The organism is Blautia marasmi (genome assembly GCF_900258535.1).
In the GTDB taxonomy this organism is placed as follows: domain Bacteria; phylum Bacillota; class Clostridia; order Lachnospirales; family Lachnospiraceae; genus Blautia; species Blautia hominis.
Genome location: NZ_OIWX01000001.1, coordinates 1,242,465 through 1,261,831, shown reverse-complemented (window position 1 = coordinate 1,261,831; position 19,367 = coordinate 1,242,465). Strand labels below are relative to the sequence as shown.

Sequence of the window (19,367 nt, the reverse complement as noted above, 5' to 3'; positions counted from 1 at the left end):
GACCGGAAAGCGTCCGGGCGGAAAAAGAGGCGAAGCAATTATGGCAAAACTTAACATTGTACTTTTCGAGCCGGAGATTCCGGCAAATACAGGAAATATCGGGAGAACCTGTGTGGCCACAGGCACCAGACTGCATTTGATCGAGCCTTTGGGCTTCATGCTGAATGAAAAGGCGATCAAACGCGCAGGGATGGACTACTGGAAGGACCTGGATGTGACCACCTACATTAATTATGAGGATTTTCTGGAGCGCAATCCGGGGGCGAAAATATATATGGCAACAACAAAAGGCCCTCAGACTTATGTGGATGTCCGGTATGAGGAGGACTGTTACATTATGTTCGGCAAAGAGAGTGCCGGGATTCCTGAGGAGATCCTTCTGGAAAACCAGGAGACAGCCATCCGTATCCCTATGATCGGAAATATCCGTTCTCTGAATCTGGCTAATTCCGTGGCTATCGTACTCTATGAGGCGCTGCGGCAGAATCATTTTGACCATATGCAGATGGAGGGACATCTGACGAAATACGATTGGAATTAATAGAAGGCACAAAAATAACAGGCAGCCAAAATCAGTATGATCCACTGTATTTGGCTGCCTGTTGTTTTTAGTTTTTGTTTTCGGTGCCTTTAGAAAGCGTGAAGATAAATTCCGTTCCCACGCCCTCTGTGCTTATGACATTGATATGCTGGTTATGAGAATTGATGATCTCCTTGACAATAGAAAGTCCAAGTCCGGTGCCTTTTCTGTCCTTGCCTCTTGAGGGGTCGGTTTTGTAGAAGCGGTCCCAGATTTTCGGAAGGCTGCTCTTGGGGATACCGCAGCCCGAGTCCTTTACGGAGACAAATACAGTCTCATGTTTTATGGTGGTCTCCACCTTGATGACGGAATCTGCGGGACTGAATTTGATGGCATTGTCAATGAGGTTATAAAGGACCTGCTGGATCTTGCCCATGTCTGCGGAAACATACAGGGTCTGGCCTGTGAGCAGCAGTTCAATGGAAATGCGTTTTTCCCGGCAGGTGCCCTCAAAGGCGGCAGCAGTGGTCTTGATGGTATTGTTGATATCAAAGTTCGTATAGTCCAGCATCCTGCCCTTTTCATCCATGTCATTCAGGGTGAGAAGACTCTGGGTCAATTTGTAGAGGCGGTCTGTCTCGTACACCACAATGTTCAGATACTTGGTCTGCAGTTCAGGGGGGATCGTGCCGTCCAGGATGGCCTCTGTATAGCCTTTGATGGAAGTCAGAGGGGAGCGGAAGTCATGGGAAACATTGGAGACGAATTTCCGCTGGTATTCTCCTGTCTTGTCAAGCTCATCAGACATATAATTCAGAGTCAGGGCAAGATAGCCCATCTCATCCCTGGTGTAAACCGGGATATTGTGTTTCAGGTTACCTGAGGCGAACTGGTCCGCTCCCGCAATGATCTTCTTCAGGGGACGATAGACCATGAAGGAAAATACAGCCAGCATTAAAAGCATGACCAGAAAAATGATCAGGATCAGAATGTAAATAATATTCATGACATCATTTTCCTGCTCCTGCAGAATGGACATGGGCAGATGCATGGCAACATAGCCCTGAATGGACATTTTCCAGGTGACAGGCACCATGACGCTGAGATGGTCCTCCTCAAACTGGCTGTAAAAGCTGCCAATCTGGTAATAGGAGCCGCTGGAATGTCCGGGGTTAAAATGCTCTATGATCTTTTTCTCCTCCGCGGAAAAATCATCGGAGGTATTCAGAAGAATCTCACCCTTGGGACTGATGAGCCAGATCTCCGCATCCTGATAGATGGACAGGGTTTTCAGATTCATGGCCACACTGTCCAGGGAGGCCTGTTCCTGATAATATTTGGAGGCTCTGTTTTCCGCTATGGAGGCAGCTTCCCGGTATAAATCTCCGCTGTAGACATCTTCCAGGTGGCTTTCCACCATGGAGGGGCCTATCATGGAAACTGCGAAGAATCCCATAAACCCCAGGATCAGGAAGAAGGCCACAAACTTGATATAAAGCGATTTTTTCATCCGTTTTTGACCTCGAATTTATAGCCAATACCCCATACGGTGCTGATCGACCAGGCGGGGTGGTCCTTTATTTTTTCTCTCAGACGTTTGATATGTACGTCCACGGTCCTTGTGTCACCGATATATTCATATCCCCAGATGTGGTCCAAAAGCTGTTCCCTTGTGAAGACCTGATTGGGGGAAGCAGCCAGAAAGTAGAGAAGCTCCAGTTCCTTTGGCGGCATATCCACCTGTTTTCCGTAGTACACAACAGAATAGTTGGTCAGATTGATGGCCAGGTCCGGATATTCCACGTATTTTCCTGAAGGCTGGTTTCCGGGAGCCACGGTGGGCTGGTAGCGGCGGAGGACGGCTTTCACTCTTGCCACCAGTTCCTTAGAGTCAAAAGGCTTGATCATATAATCATCCGCGCCCAGCTCCAGTCCCAGCACCTTGTCAAAAATCTCCCCTTTGGCGGAGAGCATGATGATGGGAACATTGGATTTGTGGCGGATCTCCCTGCAGACCTGATAGCCGTCCATACCCGGCAGCATCAGATCCAGTAAAATGAGGTTGGGGCCAAAGGAGGCGAAGGCCTTCAGAGCCTCCTCCCCGTCATTGACGATCATGGTGTCAAAGCATTCTTTGGTGAGGTACAGAGAGATAAGCTCTGCTATGTTGTTGTCATCATCAACGATCAGTATTTTCTGTTTCGCAGCCATTATATACCCCCTATGGTTTATTTCTTGAATTCTACTATGGTGACTCCGGCATCCCCTTCGCCGAATTCAGCCAGATGATAGTCTTTTACATATTTCAGGCGTTTTAAGTAATTGTGGATTCCCTTTCTCAGGGCGCCTGTGCCCTTTCCATGGACTACGCGGACACTGTTTAAGTGCGCCAGATATGCGTCATCCAGGTATTTGTCCAGCTCTGCCACCGCCTCATCCACGGTTTTGCCCAGCAGATTGATCTCTGTGCTGACAGAGGCGGATTTGTTCATTTTTATCTTGCCGGCCCCTGTTTTGGAAAGTGCCGGGCCTGTGATGACCGGTTCATCCAGAAGCTGCAGGTCCGAAATGTGTACCTTGGAGCGCAGGATGCCCATTTGTACAAAGAGCATTCCTTTGGCATCGGGTTTGGAGCTTACGGTCCCTTTTACATTCATACTCAGTACCTTGATGGAGTCGCCCAAAGATAAATCCTGGGGGCGGAGTGTGGATGTTTTTTTAGGAGGTGTTTTAAGGGCAACCTTTTTGCCTGCGGAATCCATTTTTTTGCGCAGTTCGGAACGTCTCTGCTCCAGTTCTTTGGCGGAGAGGGTTTCTTTACCGGCCTTGTTGAATACTTTCATGGTCTGGTCTGCGTACTCCTTGGCCTCCCGCAGTACACGGTGTGCTTCCTCGTTGGCCTGGGCAAGGATCCGTTCTTTACGCTGTTCCAGTTTGTCCTGTTTTTCTTCAAGCTGTGCCTTCAGGGCTTTGATCTCTTCTTTGTAGGAAGCGATCTCCTCCCGTTCCGTTTCAATTGTTATGCGGCTCTGCTCCAGGCTGGTCAGTACATCTTCAAAGGATTCATCCTCCTGGCTGATCTGCTCTTTGGCGCGGTCAATAATATGTTCCGGCAGCCCAAGCTTGCCGGAGATGGCAAAGGCATTACTCTTTCCGGGAATACCTATGAGCAGACGGTATGTGGGACGCAGGGTCTCCACGTCAAATTCACAGGATGCGTTCTCAACACCGGGGGTGGAGAGGGCATAGACCTTCAGTTCACTGTAATGGGTAGTTGCCATAACACGCACACCCCGCTCATGCAGGGAGGAGAGGATGGCGATTGCCAGAGCAGCACCCTCTGTGGGGTCTGTTCCGGCACCCAGCTCGTCAAAGAGCACCAGGGAATCTTTGTCCGCTTTTTCAATGAAACGTACCACATTGGTCATGTGGGAGGAGAAGGTACTGAGGCTTTGTTCAATGCTCTGCTCATCGCCGATATCTGCGTAGACTTCCTTAAAAACGCTGAGGCGGGAGTTGTCAAAGGCCGGTATGTGAAGGCCGGACTGTCCCATGAGGGTCAAAAGCCCAACTGTTTTTAAAGATACGGTCTTGCCGCCTGTGTTGGGGCCTGTGACTACCAGCAGGTCAAAGGATTCGCCCAGGCGCACGTCAATGGGTACTACCTGGTGCTTTTCAATTAGCGGATGGCGGGCTTTTTTTATGTCAATGATCCCATCCCGGTTGAAGACAGGTTCTGAGGCGTTCTGGGATTTCGCCAGCAGGGCGCGGGCAAAGATGAAATCCAGTTCTACCATGATTTTCAGGTTGTCACCGATAAGTTCCAGATTTTCGGCAGCTAATTCGCTTAAGTTTGACAGCACGATCTCTATTTCCTGCTGCTCCTCGATCTCCAGTTCCCGCAGGTCATTGTTTAATTTTACTACAGCCATCGGTTCTACAAAAATAGTGGAGCCGGTGGAGGACTGGTCATGGATCATACCGGGTACCTGGCCTTTGTGCTCTGCTTTTACAGGGATACAGTAGCGGCCATTCCGCATGGTGATCACCGCATCCTGCAGATAAGAGCGGGAGCCGCCGTTCACAATGGAAGTAAGCTGGCTGTGTATCTTGTCGTTGGCGTTTTTCATGGAGCGCCGTACCTGGCGGAGTCCCGGGCTTGCGTCGTCGGCGATCTCCTCCTCGGAGAGGATACAGCGCCTTATCTCTGCAGACAGGGGAGTCAGGGGTTGAAGTACCTCAAACATGCTGTCCAGGGAGTCTGTACGGTCATCCTCGTTTTCCTTTCTGGAGTACGCTTTTGCCCGGTTTGTATTTTCCAGCAGGGAGCAGACAGCCAGCAGTTCACCGGCGCCCAGGGTACTTCCCACTTCCAGGCGCTTTAAGGAGCCGCGAACGTCCTTTACCCCGCCGAAAGACAGGCTGCCCTTCTGATAGACCCGGGCCAGGGCATCTGCAGTTTCCTGCTGCATCACTTCAATTTTTCCGATCTCATCCAGCGGAGCCAGTTCCCGGCACAGGGCCTTTCCCATGGAACATGTGGCAAAGCTCTCCAGTTGTTCTATGATTTTGTGATACTCAAGAGTTTTTAATGCTTTTTCATTCATAAATTTCACCTTTTTCAGTATATCATTGATATGTCCGGTTCTGTGATGGCATACTATGGCCATGATACAGATATGTTACTATTCACAGCCCTGCAAAAAACGCAGTTCTGTAAACAGTAACACGCTTCGCGATGCACAGATATGGAGCATGCTGCCCCATATCGCGCTGGCTGCCTCGGGATTTTCATGCGCAAGCGCATAAAAACGCCTCGCGGGACAACAGCCGTGAATAGTAACACAGATATTCTTATTCTAACGCAAAATTGCCGGAAAGGAAAGGTGCATTTTATGAGTAGGAGAAATAATTTTCTCCTTCTTCACAAATTGTTCATATCTGTCTGATAAAATAGTTAAAAGTTATTGTAACTGTTCAGTACCTTCACAGTTACAAGCAAAAATCCATGCAGAATCGCCTATGGCGATGGGATTTTTGCCTGGCTGTTGAACGTTTTCTTACGGTCAGCGCAGTAAATGCGCAGACCTGCTGTATAGTTACAAATTATTGCATCTTTTACAGAGCGGCAGGAGATGTGTTATGGATGATGAAAAAAAAGAAGATTTAAGGCACGAGGACGAAAAGCAGGAACAGGACAGTATAACAGATAATTATGAGTTTCTGAAAGAGACAATCAAAGAGCGCCCTATTGATAAAAAAAAGCTGGCCAGGCACGCCGGCTTTCTTGCAGCCGGTGGCGTTCTTTTCGGACTTGTGGCTGCGCTGACATTTGCTTATGTGGAACCCAAGATAGAGAAAAACATGCAGCGCAAAGAGGTTCCTTATGTAAATATTCCTGGGGATGAAGAACCCGGGACACAGGAGGAGCAGTCTTCAGAAGACAACGGGCAGGAAGAACCGCAGACAGGGGACAATACCGGGGAGGACAGCCAGACAGCCCAGGCGGAACCCAGGGAAATCACGCTGGATGATTACGAGAACCTGTATACGGAGATCCTGAAGCAGGCGGAGGAACCTAAGAAAGCCATGGTGACTGTGATCGGCAGCAAAAAGGACGAGGACTGGTTTCAAACGCCTTATGAGAACCAGATATCAGGTCTGATCGTGGCAGATAACGGGCAGGAGATGTTTATACTCACAGAGTATAGGATCGTGGAGAATGTGGACCGGATCCAAGTGGTATTTTGTGACGGAAGCATGGTGGATGCCAGATTCCAAAAGGCGGATAAGAATACAGGTTTTACTATCCTGAAGGTTCCCGTGACCGATATCCCGGCGGAGACAAAGGAAAGAATCATAACCGCACCTCTGGGAAATTCCTACGGATTAAATCAGGGTGAACCTGTTATTGCAATTGGAAGCCCGATGGGGTATAGTGATTCTATAGCTTATGGAGTGGTGACTTCTACCACCAATTCTGTGTCAAAAGTGGATGCGGAGTACGGTATCCTCACGACGGATATTGTGGGGAGCGGAGACGGAAGCGGTATTCTGGTCAATCTCAAAGGAGAGGTTGTGGGTGTGATTGCCCAGTCCTTTGCCAAGGCTGATACAAAAAATATCATTACCGGTTTGTCCATTTCCCAGACGAAGGATCTGATCGAAAATCTGTCCAACAATAAGGATATTATCTATATGGGAATCACAGGCCAGACCATCACCACAGAGATTTCCGAGAAGAAAGGCATTCCCAAAGGCGTCTTTGTGGAAGGCGTGGAGGTGGATTCACCGGCTATGCAGGCCGATATCCGGAATGCGGATGTGATCGTGGAGGTCAACAAAGAAAAGGTGGAGACAGTAAAAGGCTATCAGCAGCAGCTTAAGTCCTGCAAAGCCGGATCTGTCATAGAAGTCAAGGCAATGCGCCAGGGAACAGAAGGCTATGTGGAGGTCACTTTTGAAGTGACTCTGGGGGCATTATAAAAAGAAAGGATTCTGTGTGAAACAGACACACAGAACCGGCGGCGGAGCGCATTTTACCGCGCCGGTGGTTGAAATATGAGATTTATCAATGAACTGCACGAAGGCGAAAAGTTAGCGGGGATCTATCTGTGCAAACATAAGCAGCCGGCAGTCACAAAAAACGGAAAACCCTACGAAAACGTGATTTTACAGGACAAGACAGGCACCATTGACGCCAAGATATGGGATCCCAATTCTCTTGGGATTGATGATTTCGGTACACTGGACTATGTGGATGTTGTGGGTGATGTCACCAGCTTCCAGGGCGCTCTGCAGGTGAGCATCAAGCGCGCCCGCAAGGCATCGGAGGGAGAGTATGAACCGGGAAATTATCTTCCGGTCAGCGACAAAAGCGTGGACGCCATGTATGGGGAACTCCTGAATTTTGTAAGCCAAGTGAAGAATATCTATCTTTCCCGTCTCCTGCACAGCTTTTTTGCGGAGGATGAGGCGTTTATCAAGGCGTTCAAGGGCAATTCCGCTGCCAAGACCGTGCATCATGGATTTATCGGTGGGCTTTTGGAGCACACGCTGAGTGTAGTGAAACTTTGCAGTTATTACTGCAGTACATATCCGATTCTGAATGAGGACCTGCTGATTGCAGCGGCAATGCTCCATGATATCGGCAAGACAAAAGAACTCAGCCCGTTTCCCATGAACGATTATACGGATGACGGACAGCTTTTGGGACATATTATGATCGGGGCGGAAATGATCCATGATAAGGCCCGCGAAATCCCGGGATTTCCGGAGAGGCTGGAGAGTGAGCTGAAGCATTGTATACTGGCCCACCACGGTGAACTGGAATACGGGTCACCCAAGAAACCTGCCCTTGCAGAGGCAATGGCACTGAATCTTGCGGACAATACGGATGCCAAGATGGAGACGCTGACGGAAATCTTCCGCGCAGCAGGAGATAGTAAGGAATGGCTGGGTTATAATCGGCTGTTTGAGTCAAATTTGAGAAAGACCGGATGTGAAGAGTAAGGGGAAGAGAATATTTTTTGACCTGGCTAGGCAGCCGGGCAGAGTGTAATTATCTGCCCGGCAATCATTATAAGGGGAGCGGCAGAATGCCATTAGGCAGAAGCCACTCCCTTTTTGGGCCGGAGTGGGTTTGAAAATTGTTTTTGGCAAGAGGTGCGTGACACTATGTCGGAACAAAGATTCAGACACGCTCTGATACAGGCAGTGGAATTTATCCGGATGGAAGGAAGCAGAGATGGAATTTAAGAAGAATGATATTGTCACAGTAAAAATAGAAGATATGAGCCATGACGGTTCCGGAATCGGTAAAGCGGACGGGTATACGCTTTTTATTAAAGACGCGGTAATCGGGGATGAAGTGGAAGCAAAGATCATGAAGACAAAAAAGAATTATGGATTTGCCCGTCTCATAAATGTACTTGTCCCGTCCCCTGACCGGACTGAACCCAAATGTCCAAAGGCCAGGGCATGCGGCGGATGCCAGCTTCAGTTTCTCAGCTATGAAAAACAGCTGGAGTTCAAGAAAAACAAGGTGGATGGAAATTTGCGCCATATCGGGGGATTTCAGGATTTTGCCATTGAAAAGGTAATGGGTATGGAGGAGCCGTGGCGTTACAGAAATAAGGCGCAGTTTCCCTTTGGGAAAGATAAGGACGGCAAGATCGTCACAGGGTTTTATGCCGGCAGGACCCATGCCATTATCCCAAACAGGAATTGTTATCTGGGGGTAAAAGAAAATGAGGAGATACTGAATCTTATCATTGCATACATGGAAGAGAACCACGTGGAGCCGTACAATGAGGAGACAGGGAAAGGCCTTGTCCGTCATGCGCTGATCCGTTATGGTTTTACTACAAAAGAAATTATGGTATGTCTGATCATCAATGGGGAGCGCCTTCCGAAAAAGGAGAGGTTGATCGAAAAGCTTACAAAGGTTCAGGGAATGACAAGTATTACGGCAAATGTGAATAAAAAGCGGAGCAATGTGATTTTAGGGGACAAGATCATTCCGCTGTGGGGGCAGGAATATATCACGGATTATATCGGTAATGTAAAATATCAGATCTCCCCCCTTTCTTTTTACCAGGTCAATCCCGTGCAGACAGTGAAACTGTATGAGACGGCACTGGAATATGCAGGTCTTACGGGGAACGAGACAGTCTGGGATCTGTACTGCGGTATTGGAACCATCTCTTTGTTTTTGGCGCAGAGGGCAAAGCAGGTGTATGGTGTTGAGATAGTACCTGCTGCAATAGAGGATGCCAAGAAGAATGCAGAGCTGAATGGGATAGAGAATGCGGCGTTTTATGTGGGCAAGGCGGAGGAGGTCCTGCCAAAGAAATACAAGGAAGAAGGCATCTGTGCCGATGTGATTGTGGTTGACCCGCCCAGAAAAGGGTGCGATGAGGAACTGCTGTCAACTATGCTGGACATGAAACCCGAGAGGATTGTGTATGTGAGCTGCGATTCCTCTACACTGGCAAGGGATTTGAAGATTTTGTGCGGTGAGGGGTATGCGTTGGAGAGGGTGGCAGTTTGTGACATGTTTCCGGCTGGGGTGCATGTTGAGACGGTTGCGCTGCTGACGAGAAAAGCCCAGTAAATCAAAGGGTTTCGGGGATTTGAGCTGGATATATAGGTGTGCTTTTTTGCTGATTTAAATGATATAAGTTTCCGGTTACTGGGGTGGGGTAAGAAAAATTAACGTTTTGGCAAAAGAGTGGATGAATATTGTTGTTTAATATAGTGTTGAGTGTGGAAAATCAAGGTTGAATGAAATCCAAAACTATTATAAGCAAACATATAGATTTATTCTAAGGACAGAAGTGTCTCTACTAATTGTTATTTTAATACTATATAATCAGGGTATAAAAAGGAGGTAGAACATGGATTTGTTTGCTAATAAGATTAAGGAGTTAAGAGTGGCAGCAGGGTTAAGTCAAGAGAAGCTTGCAAAGCACTTAGGCATTACTGTAAAATCTGTGCAACGTTATGAACGTGGATATAGACCAGATACTTATGCTTTAGTAAAGCTTGCAACTTTCTTTGATGTTTCTGTAGATTATTTGCTTGGATTAAAGGGATATAAAGAACAAATGAAGGAACGCGAACACAAATTAAGGGGAGAAACAGGTTATAACGAATTATACAGTCAATATCTCAGATGCATGAATAATTATGAAATCACAGAAGGAGCTGAATATTACTGGATCGAATTGAAAGATGAATATATTGGAGGACAAACTCAATGGGTGGGTTGGGCAGATGATGAATGTAAATTGGAAATCCGGAGAATTAGACCAGTAATACCAAAGGCTGCTATAGAATCTTGTCAACAAGTGATAGGAAAACCAATGATTATTAATAGTCAATTAGATGCTGTTGTTTTTTTGATATATGGTGGAAATGCAATTGTAAGGTCAGATATTTGCGAACAATATTTACCACAGTTTATGGAAGATTTTATAACAGAAAATCCAGAGAAAAAGTTATTACAACTTTTTGAGTAATTTAGTGAAACTTATGCCAGGGAAATTTTGTATACTATCTTTAAACAAGAGGTAGTCCTATATTGTCAAAAAAAGAAGAGATTTACTGTGAGTAATAATGGAGGAAAATGAAGCAGTTTGCCATTCGGATACCTACAGAAGAAATTTTGTAACAGGTGGGTGCAAAATTAAGTTGGAGAGCAATTACCAGATTGATAGATAAAACTGAAAATTTGGAGGAATATTTATGGTATGCACAACAATGTATGGAAAATGGGTGGTCAAGTACTGTTTTAGTGCATCAAATTGAAAGTAAGCTGCATGAAAGGCAGGCTCTGGTTAAAAAGGCAACGAACTTTAAAGACGCTTTATTGGAACCTTTAGGCGAACAAGCAATATGCGAAAAGGTTTTGCGTTGGATAATGAACGGTTGAAAAATTTGGGTGGCGGTAGTTACTTTAAAGAATTACTTGAACGGATTAGGGACATCCGTGCAGATGCTATTGGCATCGTTTTGAAATTCACAAATACCATATAATGGAAGAATTTATCTGGACTTTAAAAGGTGAAAAGGCGGATAAACTGGAATGTGCCATACGGGGGCGGGGAGCATTCAGGAGATTTAAGGATAAGGTAGATAGAATGGGAATATCACAGCAGTGGTATGATTTTCAGACAGAATGTTACAGGAAACTGGCGATCCAGTGGTGCCGGGAGCATGGGTTAGAGTATGCGGAGGGGAGTATGTGAAGATTAGGTTTGTGGAAAAATCAGACATTGAAACACTTTCTTTATAGGATAAGCACATCCGGGTAACAGAATTAGAGTTCGCCCCCGGAATCAACAGCCACCGAAGGAGATGAAAAACATAAACAGTCATTTAAAAGCAATAGCGCAGTCCTATGACAGAGCAATTGAATTAGGAAGAAACGGTATCGATTCATACAATAATTTACCGGAATATCTAATGAAGGATCCGGATTACATTAATTTTCAAACAGCAAGAGAAAACGGTTTAGATTCAGACAGCGGGCGTATAGAAATCAAAGCGTTTCTGTCACCAGCAGTAAATGCAAGATTCGTTGATTTAGGGTGTTGTCTGAATCTAATGTTTAATGGGTATGATCAATGGCCATCCACCTATTATGGGGTTGATATAAGTACCGAAACAATAAAGCTTCTCAGGGAGTTTTCCGAAAAGAAGAGACTCCGTGTAGGTATGCTGCACTGCGGAAGTATACATGAGACACCTTTTGAGGACAATTATTTCCATATAGGGGCTTGTATAGGTGTTCTGGAATATTATGAAAAAGCATTTGTCAGGGAAGTTCTTATAGAAATCCATAGGATACTGAAGCCTTATAGTAAATTTGTTCTGGATATTCCTGATCATGCAGGAAAAATGCGCCATTTTATGAATTTGGTTGAGACCTCTATGGGCAGGCCTGATAAATTTGACATGTCCACGGAGGAATTTGAAGTAATTCTCCTTGATTTCTTTGAAATAGAAAAGAAAGAAAAGATAGATGCTGTCTCCATGGTGCAATATTTTTTGAAGCGCAAAGCTTGATCTTCTCTCAAAAAGCAGCTTTCTACAAACCATAGGCGGTAAAAAGTTCCGGATATGGAAAATGTAACAGGCTGTTGTTTTTTGCACCCGTGCGGCAGAGTATAAAATAAAAATTAAATATCCCCCATATCTTCTAATTACATCCCCTTTATGGTAAAATATAGATATTCCAAAAGAAAGAAGGTATGTCAATTATGGAAAAAGAAGTATTAGATTTTGTAGTTGAGAAAACGCATGATTTAATGAATGCGGCATCATGCAGCAGTGAGGCAAAAACAGCAGCTCAGGCTTGGCTGGATGCTGTTGGGACGGAAAATGAGGCAGAAGAAACCAAAAAATACATAGCTGAGCTGGAAGCGGATATTATGCCCATTGACGGTTTGATCGCTTTTGCAGAATCGGATGCCGGTGCACAGGTTTTCGGAGCTGATGTTGCGAAAAATGTTGCAGCACACGCAAAGGAGATCAAGGCAGCCGGAGCAAAATACTGTGACTGCCCGGCATGTGCAGCCGCAGAAGCGATTCTCGAAAAGAAAGACTGCCTTATTTAATTCTTGACAATAGAAAGCCCGCAGAGCGTGCTTTCTGTCGTTGCCAAAACGAAATTGACAGCCAGAACGTTTTACAGAGCACCCGTCAGAGATGATTGGTGCTCTGTTTATTTTATTCCCGAAATACATTGACAAACAAAACTGTAACAATTATAATTACATTAATACAACATAGTAATCTCCCATGTAAAAGCAAAAGAGTGAGATTCATCCATTTGGGGAATAACAAAAAGGGGTGGGAAAATGAACAGGAAAAAAGAGCAGCAAAAACAACAGGCAGCCCAAACCGCAGCAAATTACATCAAAGAAGGCATGACAATCGGACTTGGTTCCGGTACCACTGCCCATTATCTGATCCGGGAAGCAGGGAAAAAATATGCACAGGGACTTCATTTTTACGGAATCGCCACATCAAGGGAATCGGAACAACTGGCAGCATCACTGGGAATACCACTTCTTGGACCCAAGCAGGCAGGGAAGATTCACCTGGCGATTGACGGTGTGGATGAAATAGACAGGGATTTCAGAGCAGTCAAAGGCGGCGGCGGTGCGCTTTTGAGGGAAAAGATCATTGCATCCCGGGCAGATGATGTGATCTGGATCATGGATGAGAGCAAACTGGTAGAACACCTGGGAACCTTTCCCTTCCCTGTTGAGACAGTACCTTTCGGTATGCCGTTTGTAAAGCTTAGGATCAGGGAGATGGGGGAAGTCCCTGTCCTGCGCGTGAGGAACGGGTCACCCTATCTGACAGACAGCGGGAACCATATTCTGGATATACAGTTTGCACAGGATGCGGATATTCCTGCAGCAGCGGAGAGGATCCGTAAAATGCCGGGGGTTGTGGAGACCGGGTATTTTGGACAGATGTGCAGCCGTATTGTGGCAGGCACTTCTTCCGGGGGCAAAGTCATGGAAAACCCGCATAGAGTGATAGAGTAAGAAAAACGGTCAGGAGGCGCAGGTCATGGGAAAAATAAATGGATTTATCGGCACATATGCATCTGAAAACAGTAAGGGCGTATACCGGTTTACATTTGACACAGTCAGCGGGACTTTAGGAAAACCGGAGTTATTCTATGAAGCAAAAGATGCAAAATGGATATCCCTGTATAAAAATATCATGGCAGTACCTGTGGAAAAACATGCATGGGCCGGCACCTGCCTTTTAGATATATCGGACGGAAAGGCTGAATTTCTGGGAGAAGTTCTGACGGAAAAACATACGCCCTGCTATATCCTTCAGGATGAGACGTATGTATATACCGCCAACTATCACGAAGGCCTGGTCATGATATATGAGAAAAGGCCGGGACAGAGGGAAGCGCTCTGCCCTGTGAAAAAGATCGTCACAGCGCCCGGGGCAGGCTGCCACCAGATCCTGTTTCACGGTCCGCTTATGCTGGTTCCCTGCCTGACGCTGGATCGTATTCTGTGTTTTGACAGAACCCGGAATTTTGAAAAAACCGGGGAACTGCTTTTTCCGGAAAACAGTGGCCCCAGGCATGGAATATTTAACCGGGCCCACAGTAAATTCTGGGTTGTCAGCGAGTGGAGCAATGAAGTTTATTACTTTGCAGTAAAAGAAGACAAGTTTCAGCTCAAGGAGACATTTCCGCTTCTGCAGAGGGAGGAAGGGGCAGCCGCGGCTGTCCGTTTATCCGGTGACGAACGCTTTCTGTACATTTCCCTGCGGGGAGCAGACCAGATCGCAGTATTGGCAGCGGAGGGAGAACATTTAAAACCGGTGGAGCGTGTGTCCAGCCAGGGGGAACATCCCCGGGACTTTATACTCAGCAGTGACGGGCAATTTGTGTTGACCGTAAACAGGAGCCGGGGCGGGCTTGTCAGTATGAAAAGGGACCTTAACAGCGGAAAGATCGTGAAGATAACAGGACAGACAAATATTCCCCAGGGAGTATCTGTGATACTGGTGTAACTTCCGGCAGATGACCCGGTATTTCGCCGGGAGTGGCGCGGAAATGAATGAAAAAGGAGGCAGATCATGCAGAAAACAGATATAGGGATCATAGGCCTGGCAGTGATGGGCAGAAGTCTGGCATTAAATATGGCAGACCATGGGTTTAAAGTAGGAGGGTACAACAGGAGCAAAGAGGTGACAGACACGGTCATGAGAGAGCATCCTCATAAAAATCTCATACCATTTTATACCTTGGAGGAATTGGTGGAATCCCAGGAACACCCCAGAAAATTCATGATGATGGTGAAAGCCGGAAATCCGATAGATGCAGTGATCGCCCAACTGGAACCGCTTCTGGATGAGGGGGATATTCTTATTGACGGGGGAAATTCTTTCTTTGAAGATACCAGAAGGCGCACAGAGGCGCTTGCACAAAAAGGGATTCATTACTTTGGCGTGGGAGTTTCCGGCGGAGAAAAAGGAGCGCGGTTCGGCCCGTCCATTATGCCGGGTGGAAATGAACAGGCCTATAAGGCTGTGGCACCTATACTGGAGGCGATCGCAGCAAAGGCACAGGGAGAGCCGTGCTGTGCATACATGGGACCTGACGGGGCGGGACATTATGTGAAAATGGTGCACAACGGGATTGAGTACGCGGACATGCAGCTCATCGCAGAGTCTTACCTACTGTTAAAATACGCGGGTGGATTTACCAATGAGGAACTGGCTGATGAGTTTTCCAAATGGAATCAGGGTGAACTGAAAAGTTTTCTCATCGGCATAACGGCCGGGATCTTCAGTGAGGCGGATGATTTTGAAGAGGGCAGGCTGGTGGATCATATTGTGGACAGTGCAGGGCAGAAAGGCACCGGAAGGTGGACAAGTCTGGAATCCCTGAAACAGGGGGTAAATGTTTCCATGATAACGGCTGCCTGCAATGCCAGGATCATGTCAAACCGCCTGGAGGAGCGCACAGCAGCGAAAAAAGTCATAAAGGGACCAAAAACCATGGAGGGGACACGGAAAACACCTGTGCAGAAAGAGACCTTTGCAGACCTTGTGAGGGAAGGTCTTTACGCGGCGAAGATCGTAGCTTACGCCCAGGGATTTGACCTGTTGTCCCATGCCTCCACTGAATATGGATGGGATCTTGACTTTGGCAGGATCGCAGCCATATTCCGGGCCGGCTGTATTATTCAGGCAGAGTTTCTCAACGACATCACCAGAGCATTTGAGAAGAATCCCAAACTGACCAACCTGATCCTGGACGGATTTTTCCTGGACAAGATCAATAAAAACCAGGAGAGCCTGCGCAGCATCTTATCCTGCGGCATTTTGTCAGGGATTCCCATGCCAGCCATGAGCCAGGCCGCAGCCTATCTGGATGCCTTCAGAGGAATGCCCGTGGGGGCCAATCTGATTCAGGCACAGAGGGATTGTTTTGGTGCCCACACCTATGAGCGGGTTGACAGGCAGGGCACCTTCCATCATGAATGGGGGCAGGGATATGAATAAAAAACTCACATTTACCATATTCGGAGGCACCGGTGACCTGACTTTCCGGAAACTGCTTCCGGCGCTCTACAATATGTCCGTGACGAGCAAAAGGGAATCTGTGGGACAGGTGATCATCATCGGCAGAAGAGATTATACCAGTGAGCAGTACCGGGTCATCGCCAGGGACTGGGTGGAAAAATTTGCCCGGCTGCCGTACAGGGAAAAAGATTATGACAGGCTGGCAGCAGGCATTTTCTACTATAAGATGGATTTTACGGATGAAAAAGCCTATACACAGCTCAACGAGTTTTACGAAGAGATGGAGGCAGAAAGCCATATATTCTATTTTGCGGTTGCCCCCAGATTTTTTTCTTCCATTGTGACAGGACTGGCCCATGTGGAACATGCCTGCCATGGAAAAGTGGTTCTGGAGAAGCCTTTTGGTGAAAATCTGACAGCGGCAAAAGAGCTGAATGAGAAGATGGAAAGCTTTTTCCAACCGGATAACATTTACCGGATCGACCACTACCTGGGGAAGGAAATGGTGCGGAATATACAGACCATACGGTTTGCCAATCCTATTTTTTCGGGGGTCTGGGATGCGGAACACATTGAGTGTATACAGATATCAGCCCTGGAGGAGGTTGGGGTGGAGACAAGAGGCGGATATTATGACCACAGCGGGGCCATGAAAGATATGGTGCAGAACCATCTGTTTCAGATCCTTTCCATAGTGGCGATGGAACAGCCGGGGGATCTGATGCTTGCTGGTGAAGAGATGCACAGGGAACAGATCCGTGTCCTGTCTTCCCTGCATACGCCTGAGGATATTGAGGACAGCCTCGTCCTGGGACAGTATAGAGGCTACAGGGAAGAAAAAGCAGTGGCGGAGGATTCCCTGACGGAAAGTTATGCAGCCATGAAGGTTTTCCTTGACAATGACAGGTGGAAAGGTATGCCTTTTTATATCCGGACAGGGAAAAAGCTGGGTCACCGTGAAATGCAGGTACTTGTGGTATTTAAACCTGCAGCCCCTCATGTGCAGTCCAATATATTGAATATTAAGATACAGCCCACAGAAGGGGTCTATCTGCAGTTTAATATTAAAAGACCGGGTGAGGAAGATGAGATTGCCCAGGCAAAAATGGACTTCTGCCAGAGCTGTTCTTTTATTAACCAGATGAACACACCGGAGGCATATGAGCGGCTTTTGGGAGCCTGCGTCAGAGGAGAACGGTTCTGGTTCTCCCAGTGGGACCAGATTGAGGCCAGTTGGAAATATGTAGACGAGATCCGCAAGAGATATCATGACAGGAAGCTTCCGGTCTATGCGTATGAACCGGGGAGCTATGGTCCCTATGCCGCAGAAAAGATGCTGGAAAAAGCAGGGGACCACTGGCTGGATTGAAGATTATGTGTAAAGGCGGACTATTTTAAATGTCCGCCTTCAAACACAGGGGCATTTGCCCGTCCCGCTATGAGTTTTCGGTGGGCTTTCCGTATTTTTTCCTGATATGTGGTCAGAAGTGCGGGGAACTCTTCCCAGGCATCCAAATCCGCGTTTTGGGAAAGTTTTTCCTCCAGCAGATAAGCTTGTATGACCAGATGATAATAAAGCTGGGTGTCCATGGAATCGGAGAGGCAGATCCTGTCAAGGAGCTCTGTGACGGATCTATATTTTTTCCAGAGCTGTCTTGTGGCTTTGGCACGGTTGTAAGGGAAAATCACGCAGTTTGCCAGATAAGCGGCTGCAGCCCCCACAAAAATATAGCCAAGTCTGATCAGGAACATACTGCCCACAGCCTGGAAACCGAAACGGTTCATAAAGACAGCTCCTCCCAGCGCACCTATGGTGGAACAAGTAAAAGTCTCCCTGTAATCCGTAAAGTAAAAGGAAAGGTATCCGGAAAGCATCATGGCAGCCGTCCGTCCCGCCGGAGACGGGATCAGTGAGTAGATCACAACAGATAAGATCCCGCCGGCTATGGTTGCGGCGATACGTTTTTTCATTTTTGAAGGCACATCGTCCGCATAGGGCAGAGAGACGGATGCCAGGGTGAAGAGCAGCCATCTCCCATGGGGAAGACCGAGAAACTGCACAAGCAGGGTGGCGCAGGATAAGAGCAGTGCGGTACGAAACGCATAGATGGCTCTCACAGGGCTTAGATCAAGCGCTGCCTGAATACGCACCTTTAAGGAGATGGCTGTTTTCCTGTAATGGGTCTTGTTCTGGGGGTCAGTCATGTGCAGAAGTCTGTCCTGGGTATACAACAGTGTATTATAAAACAGACGGGCTGTTTTTTCGCTTTGAACAGCGGGAAAGTCAGGTAAAGCAATAGGCGGAAGTTCCGCGATTTCCATATGGAGGAAAGAGCGGAAAGAGGCCAGATAGTCAGAAGTTTTTGCAAGAAGGGCAGTTTCCTGTTCAGAAAGTTTATCAGGCAGTTCATGGACCAGCAGCAGCAGATGTTCCAGTCCACGTCCTGCGGCCACCATGGAGAAACTTGCATCTGAAATACACAGTACTTTTTTTCTGCGCTCATATACCGTTCTGCCAAGCCGGCAGAGTTTCCGGTGTATGTCCGGGGGATTCGGCTCCTCCGCTGTCTCATCCATCCGATGGGAGATAAGAAGACATATATCATCAATCATTTCAGTCAGTACATCTCTGGCAGTTTCCACCACTCTTTTTCTTCCCATTATCCATTGATAAAGCATAATGGATACGGCACCTGCCGCCATACCCAGCATTCTTTTGGGGAGCTGCTGTGCGTTTACAGGTGAAATAAATACAAGAAATAAATATGACAAGATATATGGAAAATATATGTGACTGGAATATTCATATGTAAATGCATACAAAATCACCGATAATGTGATAAAATTAATGACAAAGGACAGAGGGGCGGGAAGTGTGCTGACCCAGAATGCAGCAAGTGCCATCCAGATCAGAACCATGGCCTGAATGCAAAGATGCCGAAAAGGTGTGGCAGTCAGATCGCGTACCATGGAGGCAGACATCATAATGGTAAAGATGACACCCACGATGGAATTTTCGGCGCCGAAGAGGATCTGAAATACATTCACATAGAAAATGATAAAAATAAAACTCAGTGTACTGAATCGGAAGTTATCCTTTATCACATCCGGTATGCTCCATTTATTTTTTTGCATGTAGAACGGCATCTCCTTTTCTGTTTCTTTTGCATTAAAACCCATATGTTTTATAATGAGTCTGTTATTGTTAAATAAATATGATAGTCATATTTTGTTTACTAATTTATCAGCATAACACCTTTCAATATAT

Annotated in this window: 17 protein-coding genes and 1 pseudogene; 14 read left to right on the top strand and 4 right to left on the bottom strand. The window is 46.8% G+C overall.

What is annotated here, in order from left to right; translation table 11 throughout:
- The first annotated feature begins 40 nt into the window (after positions 1–40).
- Positions 41–541 (top strand): tRNA (uridine(34)/cytosine(34)/5-carboxymethylaminomethyluridine(34)-2'-O)-methyltransferase TrmL, encoded by a 501-nt coding sequence (trmL, locus tag C6P39_RS05630; RefSeq protein WP_104803110.1) that lies wholly within the window; start codon positions 41–43, stop codon positions 539–541.
- A 67-nt stretch (positions 542–608) separates the two neighbouring features.
- Here the strand turns inward: trmL and C6P39_RS05625 are convergent, their stop codons facing one another.
- Genes C6P39_RS05625 through C6P39_RS05615 form a run of 3 tightly spaced genes read right to left on the bottom strand, consistent with a single transcriptional unit; the run spans position 609 to position 5,127 of the window.
- Positions 609–2,030: a sensor histidine kinase gene (locus C6P39_RS05625; protein WP_095175424.1), complete on the bottom strand. Its 1,422-nt coding sequence runs from the start codon at positions 2,028–2,030 to the stop codon at positions 609–611.
- Positions 2,027–2,731, bottom strand: a complete 705-nt coding sequence (locus C6P39_RS05620; RefSeq protein ID WP_018592951.1) for a response regulator transcription factor — start codon at positions 2,729–2,731, stop codon at positions 2,027–2,029. Before C6P39_RS05620 ends, C6P39_RS05625 begins: the two co-directional genes overlap by 4 nt.
- A 17-nt stretch (positions 2,732–2,748) precedes the next feature.
- The gene (locus C6P39_RS05615) at positions 2,749–5,127 is read right to left on the bottom strand and encodes an endonuclease MutS2 (RefSeq protein WP_104805862.1); all 2,379 of its coding nucleotides are present in this window, start codon (positions 5,125–5,127) and stop codon (positions 2,749–2,751) included.
- Positions 5,128–5,662: 535 nt separating this feature from the next.
- Here C6P39_RS05615 and C6P39_RS05610 point away from each other — a divergent pair.
- The 13 genes and pseudogenes from C6P39_RS05610 (at position 5,663) to zwf (ending at position 17,468) form a co-directional block, all read left to right on the top strand.
- Complete coding sequence (locus C6P39_RS05610; RefSeq protein ID WP_187144051.1) at positions 5,663–7,006, top strand: S1C family serine protease; 1,344 nt, start codon at positions 5,663–5,665, stop codon at positions 7,004–7,006.
- Positions 7,007–7,081: 75 nt separating this feature from the next.
- Positions 7,082–8,032: a 3'-5' exoribonuclease YhaM family protein gene (locus C6P39_RS05605; RefSeq protein ID WP_095175423.1), complete on the top strand. Its 951-nt coding sequence runs from the start codon at positions 7,082–7,084 to the stop codon at positions 8,030–8,032.
- A 235-nt stretch (positions 8,033–8,267) separates the two neighbouring features.
- Positions 8,268–9,635, top strand: coding sequence for a 23S rRNA (uracil(1939)-C(5))-methyltransferase RlmD (gene rlmD / locus C6P39_RS05600; protein WP_104803109.1), 1,368 nt, complete (start codon positions 8,268–8,270; stop codon positions 9,633–9,635).
- Positions 9,636–9,918: 283 nt separating this feature from the next.
- The gene (locus C6P39_RS05595) at positions 9,919–10,542 is read left to right on the top strand and encodes a helix-turn-helix domain-containing protein (RefSeq protein ID WP_104803108.1); all 624 of its coding nucleotides are present in this window, start codon (positions 9,919–9,921) and stop codon (positions 10,540–10,542) included.
- A 155-nt stretch (positions 10,543–10,697) separates the two neighbouring features.
- A complete protein-coding gene (locus tag C6P39_RS05590; RefSeq protein WP_242986945.1) occupies positions 10,698–10,955 on the top strand; it encodes a DUF1016 N-terminal domain-containing protein in 258 nt (85 codons plus the stop codon).
- A pseudogene (rhuM, locus tag C6P39_RS28430) lies at positions 10,919–11,017 on the top strand (RhuM family protein); the annotation flags it as partial. The gene C6P39_RS05590 and the pseudogene rhuM, both read left to right, overlap by 37 nt.
- A 41-nt stretch (positions 11,018–11,058) precedes the next feature.
- Entirely contained in the window at positions 11,059–11,271 is a 213-nt protein-coding gene (locus tag C6P39_RS05580) for a UPF0158 family protein (RefSeq protein WP_242986943.1), read from the top strand.
- Positions 11,272–11,380: 109 nt separating this feature from the next.
- Positions 11,381–12,091, top strand: a complete 711-nt coding sequence (locus C6P39_RS05575) for a class I SAM-dependent methyltransferase (protein ID WP_104803107.1) — start codon at positions 11,381–11,383, stop codon at positions 12,089–12,091.
- A 194-nt stretch (positions 12,092–12,285) separates the two neighbouring features.
- Positions 12,286–12,642 (top strand): molecular chaperone Hsp90, encoded by a 357-nt coding sequence (locus C6P39_RS05570; protein WP_095175420.1) that lies wholly within the window; start codon positions 12,286–12,288, stop codon positions 12,640–12,642.
- 243 nt (positions 12,643–12,885) lie between these two features.
- The gene (gene rpiA, locus C6P39_RS05565) at positions 12,886–13,584 is read left to right on the top strand and encodes a ribose-5-phosphate isomerase RpiA (protein ID WP_104803106.1); all 699 of its coding nucleotides are present in this window, start codon (positions 12,886–12,888) and stop codon (positions 13,582–13,584) included.
- A gap of 25 nt (positions 13,585–13,609) precedes the next feature.
- Entirely contained in the window at positions 13,610–14,581 is a 972-nt protein-coding gene (locus C6P39_RS05560) for a beta-propeller fold lactonase family protein (protein ID WP_104803105.1), read from the top strand.
- Between the two features lie 66 nt (positions 14,582–14,647).
- On the top strand, positions 14,648–16,078 hold the full coding sequence (gene gndA / locus C6P39_RS05555; protein ID WP_104803104.1) for an NADP-dependent phosphogluconate dehydrogenase: 1,431 nt from the start codon (positions 14,648–14,650) through the stop codon (positions 16,076–16,078).
- A complete protein-coding gene (gene zwf, locus C6P39_RS05550) occupies positions 16,071–17,468 on the top strand; it encodes a glucose-6-phosphate dehydrogenase (RefSeq protein ID WP_104803103.1) in 1,398 nt (465 codons plus the stop codon). Before gndA ends, zwf begins: the two co-directional genes overlap by 8 nt.
- 20 nt (positions 17,469–17,488) lie before the next feature.
- Here zwf and C6P39_RS05545 read toward each other — a convergent pair whose 3' ends face one another.
- Positions 17,489–19,234: an FUSC family protein gene (locus tag C6P39_RS05545; protein WP_104805861.1), complete on the bottom strand. Its 1,746-nt coding sequence runs from the start codon at positions 19,232–19,234 to the stop codon at positions 17,489–17,491.
- Positions 19,235–19,367: the final 133 nt, after the last annotated feature.

Bases quoted from the DNA above. Each gene is read 5' to 3' on its own strand.
- C6P39_RS05625 (WP_095175424.1), bottom strand. From the start codon at position 2,030: ATGAAAAAATCGCTTTATATCAAGTTTGTGGCCTTCTTCCTGATCCTG.
- zwf (WP_104803103.1), top strand. From the start codon at position 16,071: ATGAATAAAAAACTCACATTTACCATATTCGGAGGCACCGGTGACCTG.
- C6P39_RS05615 (WP_104805862.1), bottom strand. From the start codon at position 5,127: ATGAATGAAAAAGCATTAAAAACTCTTGAGTATCACAAAATCATAGAA.
- C6P39_RS05575 (WP_104803107.1), top strand. From the start codon at position 11,381: ATGAAAAACATAAACAGTCATTTAAAAGCAATAGCGCAGTCCTATGAC.
- C6P39_RS05610 (WP_187144051.1), top strand. From the start codon at position 5,663: ATGGATGATGAAAAAAAAGAAGATTTAAGGCACGAGGACGAAAAGCAG.
- C6P39_RS05605 (WP_095175423.1), top strand. From the start codon at position 7,082: ATGAGATTTATCAATGAACTGCACGAAGGCGAAAAGTTAGCGGGGATC.
- rpiA (WP_104803106.1), top strand. From the start codon at position 12,886: ATGAACAGGAAAAAAGAGCAGCAAAAACAACAGGCAGCCCAAACCGCA.
- C6P39_RS05545 (WP_104805861.1), bottom strand. From the start codon at position 19,234: ATGCAAAAAAATAAATGGAGCATACCGGATGTGATAAAGGATAACTTC.
- C6P39_RS05620 (WP_018592951.1), bottom strand. From the start codon at position 2,731: ATGGCTGCGAAACAGAAAATACTGATCGTTGATGATGACAACAACATA.
- C6P39_RS05595 (WP_104803108.1), top strand. From the start codon at position 9,919: ATGGATTTGTTTGCTAATAAGATTAAGGAGTTAAGAGTGGCAGCAGGG.
- C6P39_RS05570 (WP_095175420.1), top strand. From the start codon at position 12,286: ATGGAAAAAGAAGTATTAGATTTTGTAGTTGAGAAAACGCATGATTTA.
- C6P39_RS05560 (WP_104803105.1), top strand. From the start codon at position 13,610: ATGGGAAAAATAAATGGATTTATCGGCACATATGCATCTGAAAACAGT.
- trmL (WP_104803110.1), top strand. From the start codon at position 41: ATGGCAAAACTTAACATTGTACTTTTCGAGCCGGAGATTCCGGCAAAT.
- rlmD (WP_104803109.1), top strand. From the start codon at position 8,268: ATGGAATTTAAGAAGAATGATATTGTCACAGTAAAAATAGAAGATATG.
- C6P39_RS05580 (WP_242986943.1), top strand. From the start codon at position 11,059: ATGGAAGAATTTATCTGGACTTTAAAAGGTGAAAAGGCGGATAAACTG.
- gndA (WP_104803104.1), top strand. From the start codon at position 14,648: ATGCAGAAAACAGATATAGGGATCATAGGCCTGGCAGTGATGGGCAGA.